Origin of the sequence: Burkholderia sp. Cy-637 (genome assembly GCF_011753175.1) — a bacterium.
GTDB lineage: Bacteria > Pseudomonadota > Gammaproteobacteria > Burkholderiales > Burkholderiaceae > Burkholderia > Burkholderia gladioli.
This window is the reverse complement of record NZ_VWWC01000031.1, coordinates 1-12,455: the sequence shown is the minus strand read 5'-3', so window position 1 is coordinate 12,455 and position 12,455 is coordinate 1. Positions and strand designations below refer to the sequence as shown.

General features: G+C 64.5%; 4 protein-coding genes. 1 reads left to right on the top strand and 3 read right to left on the bottom strand.

Annotated elements, in window-relative coordinates:
* The first annotated feature begins 74 nt into the window (after positions 1-74).
* Complete coding sequence (locus F3J10_RS11650) at positions 75-923, top strand: FCD domain-containing protein (RefSeq protein ID WP_013691687.1); 849 nt, start codon at positions 75-77, stop codon at positions 921-923.
* Positions 924-1,242: 319 nt separating this feature from the next.
* Here the strand turns inward: F3J10_RS11650 and F3J10_RS11645 are convergent, their stop codons facing one another.
* The 3 genes from F3J10_RS11645 to F3J10_RS11630 all read right to left on the bottom strand — a co-directional run bounded on the left by F3J10_RS11645 (position 1,243) and on the right by F3J10_RS11630 (position 12,088).
* Positions 1,243-1,512, bottom strand: a complete 270-nt coding sequence (locus F3J10_RS11645; RefSeq protein WP_240155528.1) for a hypothetical protein — start codon at positions 1,510-1,512, stop codon at positions 1,243-1,245.
* 23 nt (positions 1,513-1,535) lie between these two features.
* Complete coding sequence (locus F3J10_RS11635) at positions 1,536-9,248, bottom strand: hemagglutinin repeat-containing protein (protein ID WP_205200268.1); 7,713 nt, start codon at positions 9,246-9,248, stop codon at positions 1,536-1,538.
* 233 nt (positions 9,249-9,481) lie between these two features.
* Positions 9,482-12,088, bottom strand: coding sequence for a transglycosylase domain-containing protein (locus tag F3J10_RS11630; RefSeq protein WP_167242142.1), 2,607 nt, complete (start codon positions 12,086-12,088; stop codon positions 9,482-9,484).
* Positions 12,089-12,455: the final 367 nt, after the last annotated feature.

The following is a 12,455-nucleotide window of genomic DNA, read 5'->3' as shown; positions in this document are numbered from 1 at the left end:
AACCGGCCACCGCCACCGCCACCGCGCGCAACGCGGCCGGCAGGCGCCGCCAGAACAGGAAGGGAGTCAGGAAGATGGGCATGGAGCGAGCGAAAGCGGCTGTCGCGGTCGAGATCAAGCAGCAGAAGCGCGCGGATCTGGTCGCCGAGGAAATCAAGCGGCTGATCACCGAGAAGGACCTGAAGCCGGGCGATCGGCTGCCGCGCGAAGCCGAGCTGCAGCAGCTCTATTCGGTCAGCAAGAGCACCGTGCGCGAGGCGCTGAAGTCGCTCGAGGTGCAGGGGCTCATCAAGGTGACCACCGGCCCCGGCGGCGGCGGGATGGTGGTGGAGGTGCCGCTCGACCGCACCTTGCAGCTGCTGCAGAACTACCTGTTCTTCAAGGACGTGTCGATCGACGATATCTACACGGTGCGCAAGCTGCTGGAGCCGGAGCTGGCGGCCGGCGCGGTACCGCACCTGACCGAGCGCGACTTCGCCGCGCTGGAGGCCAACATCGCCTGTTGCGACGGCGCGGCCGGGCCGCACGATCGCGGCAACCTGGTGCGCCAGCGGCAGGAGGACATGACCTTCCACGACATCCTCGCATCGGCCAACCCGAACCCGTTCCTGCGCTTCACCTGCGAGCTGATCAACGAGATGATCCGGCAGTTGATCGAATTCCGGAACGACACGCCGCTGGCCGAGCACAAGCGTTTCGGCGAGGCCAACGTGTCGATCCATCGCGCCATCACCGAGGCGGCGCGGGCGCGTGATGTGGAGAAGGTGCGCGCGCTGATGGTGGAGCACATGACCGAGGCGCCCAAGCACGTGAAACGCATGAAGGGCAAGCTGCGCGGGCGGCTGATCCTCGATTCGGAGATCCGCAAGCGCGTGAGGGCGCGGATGGCTGTGCCGGTGGGGGAAGGTGAGGGGGAAGGCTGAGACGGGTGGTTCGGCGATGAAAAATAGATGTCTTGATGCCGTTCAGTCGCTTCGCTGAACGGCGTTTTTTTGGATGGTGCACTTGTCATGTGACTGGATTGAACTGGCCGTCGAGGTGATTACAGTTCAAGCTATCCGAGGCAATCGACGCAATCGCCGCGCCGGCTGTGCCGCCTACCGCGTTACCGCCCGCCAGCCTTGTCACCGTTCGCCGCGGCCTCCTTCATTATCTTGTCCGCGTAGTCGCTGATCCGGCGCGACACCGCTTCACCAGTTGCGCTGGCCGCCTGATTGCTCCAGGGGTTCTGCACTCTATGAATCATTCCTTTCGTTGATAGACATGCAGTTCTAACGAACTATCACGAAACAGCTGCGGCACATCGATCCGAATGCATTGCATATCGACCAACCCATGCTCAAAGTGCGATGCCAATTCAGATCCAACCTCATCCATGGCATCCCGATCGCTGTCGGCTATCGGCCCATCAAACACCACTTGGACCGTTATATCTTCACCTTCAGCGGCACAGCTCACGGCTCGAATATTTGCGCTGACATATCCGAGTAGAGCTGATTGCAGTGCCAGCAACAGTCGAATTCGAAACTCGTTAATCATTGGGGCCTCCCGGGAACAATATGAACCCCGTCCTTACTGTAGTGAATAATACCGTTCGTTGTAGGCATCTTTTCGCCTGCAACCGGATCAACGTAGTTTCCAATAACTTTCCCGAAGTTCACGCGCTCTCGATAGCCCGGCTGGCCAGGCGCGACATTATTTGCGGGCTGCCCAGTTCCTGCATAGTCGTCCACAAGCTTTTGAGGATCAGGGTATGACAATTCGCTTCGTCCCGGAATGAAGTTATTGTGATCCGGCTGATGCTTGCCCTGCTTGCCATCGTCAATTACTGGCGTATCCCCACCCTTGACCGCCGTCGTGATGTAGTCTATCAACCCCTTCGCGTGATCCGGAATGATCGCCGTAATCCAGTCGCCCACCGTCTTCGCGTCCGGCATCGGATAGATCAACGATCCGGTCGGTTTGATCGTTGAATCGAGCGCCGTGGCGGGATCAGCGATCACCCCGTCGCCCTTACCAGACTGCTCGCCCTTGTACCCCGGTAACTTGAATCCAGCGAGCCAGGCCGGCGCCGGCGCCATCGGCGAGACCTGATTGTTCTCCACCTCGATTTTGCCCGCACCGGTCGCCGTTGCCACATTCTGGCCCGACACCGCCGCGACGCCGGCAACCAAGCTGGCCACCAGATTGTCGCGCGCTTCGCGCTCGGATGCGGACAAGTTCACCGACGGCGCGAGCAGACTCCCGAGCACGGAGCTGGTCGCCGCGCCCATCGCCCCCGCACTGCAGCTCTGGCTGCTCGCAACCGCGCCGGCACATCCCGCAATCGTGTGAAGCGCCGCACGCGCTTCTTCGCTGCCGAGGTTGTCGGCAATCTGCTTCACCTGGTTCGTGCCCAGCTCTTGCAGGTAGGCCACTGTGGCGTTCTGCGCGAATTGGCCGAGGCCACCTGTCACATTGCCGCCCGCGGCAACCGACAGGGCCGTCAGCACCTGACGATACGTGCCGTTGGGTCCCCAGTTCGCGCTCAGCTCGTCGGCGCGCTGCTGGGCCGCAGCGCGCTGTTCCGGCGTCAGATTCGAGTTGTTCGCCGCGGCTTTCGCAGCGTCCGCTTCGGCCGCGCGATTCGCGATGAATGTCCCGGCCTGATTGATGAACTGGCTCGTAATGTCGAAGCCGGCCTGAATCTTGTCCTTGTCGAAAATCGGCGCAAGTGCACTCCCGGTATTTGACGTATCGCGATTGATGCTTGAGACCGCTTCAGCAGCCGTCTGCCCCGTCAATTGCTGCTGTTTCGCACCATCGGCGATCGTAATGGCCCCACCGCTGATACCGCTCTTCGTGGTCGAATTGGCATCGCCCGACGCACTGAGCGCGACCGGCGGCGCTACCTGCAATCCGCCGTCCCCCTTCGGCAGCGTCGTCCCCGGCACCGGATTCACGTTGGTCGCCGTGCCTTTCTGATCCTTCCCGATGGAGCCCCCGTAGCCGCCCGAGAGTCCGACCGACGATGCGTCGTACGATGCATGGTTCTCGATGTCGCTATGGGTGAGCGTGCTGGTCGTCAGCTTGTTCAGGTTGTCCTGCACCGCCTTGTCACTGCTCGCGACCACACCGCCCTTGAGATCGGTGTTGCCCTTCACATCGACCTGGAAGCCGCCATCGCCCGCCTTGATCCCCGATTGCTCGATCACGCTCGCGTAATCGCTGTTCATCTTCGTTTCGCCAATGCTGCCCGCCACGCTCGACTTCCCGGTGCAGAGCGGCGGCGCACATACGCTCGCTGAAATGCCAGCACTCTGCTGCTTCGAATCGTAGTGATCCTTGTCCTGCAGACTCTCGATGTTCAGGTTACCGCCGATATCGGCAACAACCTGCTTGCCTGATGCGACCGCCCCCTTCAGATTTGTATCGCCGCCCGACTGGATTGCGAGCTCGTTGCCTGCGCTCACATGCGTATTCGTCCACGTCGACGAATCGCCGTCCGCGTTACCGCGATTACCAGAGACGCCCGCCGTGAACGCTACCCCACTCTTGTCACCGACGGTGAACGACACGCCCACCGAGGCGCTTGCCCCACTGTTCGTGCTGTGCTGGCTACTGGTGTTTTCCGCCGCCTGCAGGTTCACGTTGCCTTCGGCGGCCAATTTCGCGTTGTTACCGGCCGAAATCGTGCTGCCGATCACGTCGAGATTGCTGTCCTTCCCCGCGCCGGCGGCAGCGATGGTGACGTTGCGGCCCGCCGACACGGTACTTCCCACCGCCGTGCTCGACTGTGCCTGCATCTGGCTGTCGTTCTTGCTCGCGCCAACGGATACGTTGATCCCGACGCTTGTCGCGGCTTTCACCGGGTCGCCGCCCATCTGCTTCAGCGAGTCATAGGTGTTTTTCGCCGCAAGGCCCGTCGTAGCCGCTGCCAGCGCAATCAAGCGCGGATCGCCGCTCACGCTTTGCGCAGCGTTCGTCATCTGTCGACCTGTCTGCACCGCCGCCACGACCGGATTCGTCACGCCCACCGTCACGCCAGCCTGACGAAACTGCTGCTGCTCTGCAAAGTTTGACGTATCCGTCGCGGCATCTATCTTCACGGTCTTGCCGGCAAGATTCACGTCGTTGCCCGCATGCAGGATGCTGCCGGTCGCGTGCAGATCGTTGCCTGCACTCACCGTCAAATTGCCGTTCAGCGCGCCGATCACACTTCCATTGTTCGTGACCGATGAAGACTGCTGCTTATCAGAGTTCGAACGCGAGCCTACAGACACCGACAGTCCGCCGTTCGACATGAGGCCAGTTTCCTTCTTGTCGAAGTAGGTCGACGATTGGATCGTGTCCTGCGAGGTCTTGATGTTCACGTCCCGCGCAGCTGACAGCGACACGTCGTTTGTACCGACGATGTTACTGCCCGTCACGTTGATGTCCCGACCGCTCGTGACCGTCACACCATCCGCCGAAATCATGCTGCCCTGGCTGTAGGTCGCCGTCTGATCGACTCCACTCGCGACCTTGGAACCACTCACCACATTGCTGTGGCTATGCGTTTCATGTGAGTTGAGTTCGTGCGTCTCCATTGCCGCACCGACGTTCACGTCGCCGGCGGCCAGCAGGTTTGCATTGCCTTTGTCGAGGCTAATCGCGCTGCCGGAGAGCGTAATATCCTTGCCCGACACGATATTGACCGTGTCGCCTCCCTTCAGCGTCGTGCCGGTCAGTGCCTGGTCGGACGTGTGCAGCGTCTCGGCATAGCTGCCGTGACTGTCGCTGCCCGAACTGTTGCTGTTCACGGTCGACGTCGCGCTCGCCGCGCCGAGCATTACGTTGCCCTTGGCAGCAAGCGTCCCACCTTGCCCGAGGTCGATCTGCGCGCCCTTTGCCGTCAGATCACCACCCACGACGACATTCGATTGTCCACCGACGCTGACCGAACTACCGGTCACCTTGTTGATGTCAGTATTCGACACACCATTGGCTCGCTGCACGATCTTGTGCTCGCCGGTCTGCACGGCACTGAGATCCCAGTTGCCGCCGACATTCATGCCGAGATTACCGCCGACGGACAGGTCGCCCGCGTTCTGCTGGAAGTTGCCACCGGTCGTGATCGAAGCATCGCCCGCAACGTCGAGTTTGGCGGTCGGCCCGAGCGTCGTCACCACGCTCGTCGCGCCGTCCCGGCTCACGCGCGTGTTCGTCTTCGTCGCCGTGTCGAGAATCAGGTCCCTGCCCACGTCCAATTGCAGGCTGCCGGCCTTCACGTTCGCCGATGTCAGATCGATGTTGTTCTCGGTCGAAAGCGACATCAGTCCGCCGCCTTGCAGCGCGCCGAATGCGTTGTCGATCTGCTTGCCCTGGATCGCCAGCGTATTGTCCGCCTTGATCGTGCCGCTGTTCGTGAACGACTGCGCGTTCTGGAGATCGATGTTGGTTGCGGCGATCAGCGGGCCATTCATGTTCTGCTGGCTGGCCTGCGCCAGATACACGACCGGCACCAGCACCGACTGGCCGTCGACCACGCGCGTTTCCATCAGGACCACGTTGCTGGTCAGCTTAGCGACCTGATCGGCCGACAGGCTCGCGCCGATCGGCAAATCGAGCGACTTCGACAGATCGGCGCCGGCCGCCATCAGCGATTCATACATCGTCTGCAGGTCCGCGTACGGTCCGAGCACCGCCTTGCCGGTCAGCGATGTCACCTGATTGCGTACCAGTTGCTGCTCGTAGAAGCCGTCGCCCAGGCGATTCGGGATATGCGTCAGGTCGACACCGATCTGACTGAAGAAGTAGTCGCTGGAGATGAAGTTCTTCTGGTTCGCGAACGCCGGGTTCGTCTCGATCACATAGCTCGCGTTCGGCGCGGCGGTGGGCTTGAACAAGCCACCCTGAGGAATGGCGAGGTTGTTCAGGACGTTCAGTGCCGTCGCGCTGGCAAGGATCGGATCGACCGGCGCGGACGGCGCGCCGTGCACCGACGATGCCCCCGATTTCGCGCCGCTCGCGTTACCGTTCAGGTCGTTCGGCGTGAGTCCCGGCACCGATTGCCCCGGCAGCAGGCCGAGCGGCGGAATCGATGCGTTACCGGCCGTGTTATTGACGCTGGCGCCCGTGCCCGAGATCGTGCCGTTCGAACTCAGCGTCGAAAAATAGCCCGGCAGCGTGTAGTCCTTGAGGGAGGCTGGCGCCGCCTGTGTGTAGCCGCCCGGGCGCCCCGTCACGAACGGCGCGTTGCCGAACGGCAGTTGCCAGTCGTGCTCGGTGTTGTCGTAGTTGTTGTAGTGGTATTGCCCCGAATAGGAGACCGTCACGCCCGGCAGTTTCTGGCCGGACGCCGCCCAGCCGTCGGCGTCGTAGCGGGCGGGCATCTTGATGTCGCCGACCGCCGCGATGTTGCTCCAGTAGTTTTGCAGCGTACCGACCGACGACGCATCGATCTTGCCGCCCGACACGATCTGGGCGGCCGGGCTGAGGTCCGTTACGGTCGTCGCTGTCGCGCTGTCCGCGTAGTACGTGGTCTTCTGATAACTGCTGTTCCATTGTCCGCCATGGGGAGGAACGGTAGGGACTCCCCCCGGGAAGTCCAGAAAAAGCGCTTGCACCTCGGGCTTGCTCAAATCGACCCAGCCCACGTCCCGGCCGGAGCACGCCGTCATGTCGACTGCCGCGCATCCAACCATGCTGATGCCGAATTGCGCGAGCGATGCCGGGTCGATCTGACTGGTGGACGCCTTCATCACGCGGCGCGTGCTCGTTACCTTGTCCGCATGCAATTCCATGTCGCCGTCGGACTGGATCAGGGCCGACACGTTATTGACGAGCGCGGCGTTCGTATAGCTGCCACTCGCGTCCTTGCCGCCCGCCAGCACGACCTTGCCCATGCCGAAGATGGCTATCGTCGCCATCGAGTCGGTCGTGGTCGTGTCGTCGTGGTTCTCGATGGCGTGCGCGAGGATGTCGAGCGTGCCGTTGCTGTCCGACGCACCGATCAGCGCGGTCGGCCCGAGGTTGGAGATCGTATTCGTCGCGTTCAGCGAGGCGCTGGCGCCCACCAGCGCGCCGGTATTGGTCAGGTTGGTCGACTGCGTGTGCAGCAAGCCGCCGGCCGTCAAGGCGCCTGCATTGACGATGTTGCCTGCGTCGACGCTCAGCATGTTGACCGACTGCAGGCTCGCGTTGTTCGTGAAGGTGCCGGGCAAGGTGAAAGCGAGGTCGTGGCCGACATTGAACTGGGTATCGGACGCTACCGTGTAGTCGCCTTGGAGATGCACGTAGGCGTCATGCGTCGCGCTGTAGGTGCCGCCGCCTTGCAGCGTGGCCGCGGCGATCGATAAGTCGTGCGTCGAGCTGATCTGGCCACCTTGATTCGACAGGGCACCGCCATTCGTCAACGACAGCGACGCGTCAGAACGAAGCAACCCCTGCGCATTGTTCAAGTGGCCCGATATGGTCGCGTCGATGCCCCATTGCGCGGCGAGAATACCGCCCGCGTTGTTCCAGCCAGCCGCTTGGACAATGGCTTGTCCCTTCGTCACGATGCTGCCCGACGCGTTGTTCAGCGCACCGGCGCCCGCATTGGCTCCCGTGCCGGGAGCGATCGTCAACGTACCGATCCCGCCGTGCGTAATGGTGCCGCTCGCGTTGTCCAGCTCGGCCGGCGTGAGCGTCAGGTCGGTGGCGTTGGTCTGGATCACGCCGGAGGCCGAGTTATCGAGCGTGCCGCTGACGTTCATCCCCATCGTCGACGATCCATACTGCGTGATCGTACCGCCGTGGTTCGACAGGTTGGCACCCGTCAATGTCATGCTGCCGCCGCTCGACACGCTGCCGTGGTCGTTGATCACCGTGCCGGAAGCCTTCGCGTTGACCGTACCTTGTGCGCTGGTCGTCGCGCTCGACAGGTTCACGTCGCCGGCTGTCGCGGTCAGCGACAGATTGCCGTTTGCTGTCGTCTGGCTGCCGGCGAGATTCACACTGGCACCGGTCAGTGACGCATTGCCACCGGCAGCATTCTGGCCGGTTGCGCTCAACTGGCCGGAGGCCGTCAGGTTCAGGTCGCCGCCATGGCCGACCGCCCCGTCGTTGTTCACGCCCGCGCCGAGCGTGCCGGTTGAATTGACGCTGCCGGCATTAACGCTCGTATTCTGCTGTGCCGCCAGTGTCCCGCTGTTCGTGAGATCGGTGCCGATACTGGCCGACAGCGACTGCCGAGCGTAAGTCGTACCGCTGTTCTGTATCCCGTCTGCAGCCGACAGCGCGAGGTTGCCGCTCGCCGTCGTCTTGCCCGTGAGCACCAGACGGCCATTCGATTGCAGCGTCAGATCGCCTGCCTGCGCCGCGATCGTCCCTGCGTTCGCGACACCCACGCCTGCCGAGTTGCCCACCAAAAACACCCTGTTGGCATACATGCCGCCCAACTGGGCCACATCAATCGCGACAGCGGGAGCAGGAACGTCACTGGCGATCGGCGTCGCGGCGAGCGTGTCGTGATTGACCTGGTTCGTGCCGGCGATCACGTTCAGATTCTTCGCGTAGATCGCCGCATTGGCCTGCACGGCGCGGGAAATGATGTCGACCTGATCGAGATTCGAGGCATTGAGACCCGCCCCGGCAACGGTCACGAAGCCGCGGTTGACGTTGTAGCCAGCCAGCGAGCCGTCGGGGCCGTAGAACGGCAGGCCCGTGGTCAGGGTCGCGCGGCTGGTATTGATGAAGCCCGCGCCATCGAGATAGATACCCGAGGGATTCGCCAGCACAAGCTCCGCGCGGGCGCCTGCAATCTCCAGCGCGCCGCGGATCTGGGAGGGGTTCGGGCTATTGACCTGGTTGACGATGATGCGCGCCGCATCGTTCGGCCCGAAGTTCGGGTTGCCGTTGATCCATCCGCCAAGCTGGGTCTGGACCATGGTGGCCGAGTTGTTCAGGATCGCGCCGGCCTTCTGCACGTCGAACTGGTTGTAGGTGTTGACCGACACACCGCTGCCGCCTGGCTTGTTGATATTGACTTGCGGCAGCCCGTTCGGCGTCTGGATCACCGCCGGCGCGCTCGGCCCGGCCCCGACTATTTGCGCCTGGACCGGCGTCGACAGAACACCCGCCACCGCCGAGGCGGCCAGCACCGCGGCAGCGCGCATGTCTGACGATCGCTTGACCCGCCGCGCCTCGCCGCTTGCGGATTTGCCCTCGGCCGTGGTCGTCTCGGCGACGGCCACCACCATACCCCGAAGCCTGGAATACACCAGGCGATGCGCATTCTTGTTCATGCTCTTCGACGTGGCCTGCGTCCATTGCGGTGGTTATTGGACGCGAGCTTATCGAAGCAACGAAAGATAGCTGTCAACAACTGCCAAGTTGTTGACCCAACCGACTCAAATCATGAAATTTGGATACGTCTGATTGATTAGGGTCCGGACTCTCTGATCGCTTTTCCAAAGCCAGTCAGGCCGCGACCAGGCCATCAGTTCATCGTGACGGGGAAGCCATTCGCGGCATTCGCTTATTGCCCGTTGCCGCTACCCGTCGACGGCGTATCCGGCGTGGGCGTCGGCGATTCGGCCGGCGGCTCGCTCGGCAGGCCGTTGTCCTGCCCGCCGCCGCTCGCGCCGCCGTTGCCACTGCCGTGATTACCGCCGCCGGCCGGCGCCGAAGGCAGCAGCGGCGGCGCCGAGGCACTGAAGGTATCCACGCCCGACGCGGCATGGCCGCCCGCCGCGCCGCCGCCCTTCAGGAACGCGCCGAGCGGATCCGAAGCCGCCTCGGCCGCGGCCGCCGCCGAGGCGGCGCTCGCGGCACTGGCCGCCTGCTCCGCCTCGCTCGGCGCCGGGGCTGGTGCCGGCGCGCGCGGCTTCTGCGGCACGGCCGGCTTCTCCGGCTTGGACGGGAACAGATAGGCGATCCAGTCGTCGAGCTTGCCACGCAAGGTATCGAAGAAACCCGGCGGCGCTTCGGTATCGAATTTCACACGCGCGTCGATCAGCTTGGCGCGGAACACGCGCTGGTAGAAATCGCCGACCATCGGCAAGGCGCTGCGCGCGCCCTGCCCCCAGGTATCGCCGAGCGTGACGCGGCCGTCGTCGAAGCCGACCCAGGCGCCCGCCACCAGTTGCGGCTGCATCAGGATGAACCAGCCGTCGGTATTGCCCTGGGTGGTGCCGGTCTTGCCGGCCACGTCGGCGCGGATCCCGAAGCGCGAGCGGATCGCCGAGCCGGTGCCGCGATTGATCACGCCGCGCAGCGCCTCCACCAGCGTGCGCGAGGCCGAGGTGGACAGCGTGCGTTCCGGCGGCGCCGGCATGAACTCGGCCAGCACGTTGCCGTCGCGATCCTCGATGCGGGTCACCATGCGCGGCTCCACATAGCTGCCGAGGTTGGCGATGGTCGCGTAGGCCGACACCATCTCCTTGAGCGTGACGGGGCTGGTGCCCAGCGCCAGCGAGGGCACCGCCTCCAGCGTGCTGTCGCGCACCCCCATCTCGCGCGCGAGCCGCGCCACCTTGACCGGCCCGACCTGCTGCATCAGCTGCGCGGTGATGCGGTTGCGCGAATAGGCCAGCGCGTCGGCCAGCGTCATCGGCTTGCCGGTGGGCGTCTCGGCGTCGTCGGGGCGCCAGATCTCGCCGCCCTTGAGCGGGATCTCCACCGGCTGGTCGATGAAGGTATCGGTGGGCTTGGCGCCGTCGGCGAAGGCGGCGCCGTAGACGAAGGCCTTGAAGGTCGAACCCGGCTGCCGGCGTGCCTGCTGCACATGGTCGAAGGGCTCGGTGCCGAAGTCGCGGCTGCCGACCCAGGCGCGGATCGCGCCGTCGCGCGGGTCGATCGCCATGAAGCCGGCCTGCACGTCGGCCTTGGCCTTGCAGAGATCGCGCAGGAACTCGCGCTGCTTGCCGAGCGCCTTCAGCGCGGCGGCATCGTCGGCGCCGCCGTCGCGCGCGGCCTTGTACTCGGGCGTCTCGCGGATGAAGGTCTGGAACAGCGGGCTGCCGAACGCGCAGCCGCTGCCCGAATTCCAGGCGCCGTTGGCGATGCCCTGCAGCTGGTTGGCCTGCAGCTTGAGCGCCGCGGTGGCCATCGACTGCATGCGCGAATCGATCGTGGTCCTGACGATCAGCCCATCCGAGTAGATGTTGTAGTCGTTGCGGTCGGCCCAGCCGATCAGCCATTTGCGCAACTGCTGCGCGAAATGCGGCGCCGGGCCGGGCGGCTCCTTCTGCCGCTCGAAGTCGATGCGCAGGGGCTTCTTCTGCAGCACCGCGAACTGCGCCGGCGTCAGCTTGCCGTACTTGACCATCTGCCCGAGCACCGTGTTGCGCCGCTGCAGCGCACGCTCGGGATTGATCACCGGGTTGTAGTAGCTGTTGCCCTTGAGCATGCCCACCAGGGTGGCGCTGTCGAGCACGTCGAGCTGGTCGGCCGACTTGTCGAAATAGGTGCGTGCGGCCATCTCCACGCCATAGGCGTTGTAGAGGAAGGGCACCGTGTTCAGGTAGGTCTCGAGGATCTGCGGCTTGCTGTAGACGGCCTCGATCTTCAGCGCGGTGATCGCCTCCTTGAGCTTGCGCGTGAGCGTGGGCGCGCGGCCGATCTGGTCCGGATAGAGATTGCGGGCGAGCTGCTGGGTGATGGTCGAGCCACCCTGGCGGTCGCCCGAGAAGGTGTGCAGCGCGGCGCCGGCGGTGCGCCGCCAGTCGAGCCCGTGATGCTCGTAGAAGCGATGGTCCTCGGTGGCGATCAGCGCGTCCACCATGTGCGGCGAGATATCGGCCAGCGCCACCCATTCGCGGTTCGAGGGCTTGAATTCGGCCAGCAGCTTGCCGTCCGAGGACATCACCTGGGCCGGCGCATCGACCCGGGCCTTGCGGATGTCGCCGATGCTGGGCGTGAACGGGATCAGCACCAGTACATAGAGCAGGAACAGCGCCGGGATGGCCGCCACGGCGATCAGCACGCCGCGGCGCGTGGGATGCCGCAGGTGGTGCCAGAGCAGGGCCAGCGCGAGCGAGACGGGCGGCCGCGCGCGGGCCAGGGCCGAGGCCAGCACGGGCCGGGCGGCGGCCCGCCAGGCGGCGAGGCGGGAAAGCAGGCTGGACAGGAAACGACGGCTCACGCGGGACATCCGAAGAGGCGAAAGCGTGCATCGTATCAAAGCCGGCGCGCCGGAACGGCGGGAGAAGCGGTAGGCCGCGGCGGTGGGAGGGGGCGGTACCTGAACGGCGCGGTTGCGCCGGCCGCGCGACGACGTCGGCAGACGCATCGGAGCCGGCTGCCAGGTCGACGCCGGCTATTGCGTAAAACCGGCTGACCTATCGAAGCCCGCTAGCGCGTCGGCCCGTAAGGCTGCGCGCCGGGCGGCGGCAGCTCGCGGCCGTCGCGCGGCGCTTCGCCGGCCTGGCTGCCCGGCGACGGCGCCGCTTCCCGATTTCCTTCCCGATTCCCGCGCCGCTCGGCGGCATCGCCCGAGACGCCCTCTTCCA

Bases quoted from the DNA above. Each gene is read 5' to 3' on its own strand.
- F3J10_RS11650 (WP_013691687.1), top strand. From the start codon at position 75: ATGGGCATGGAGCGAGCGAAAGCGGCTGTCGCGGTCGAGATCAAGCAG.
- F3J10_RS11635 (WP_205200268.1), bottom strand. From the start codon at position 9,248: ATGAACAAGAATGCGCATCGCCTGGTGTATTCCAGGCTTCGGGGTATG.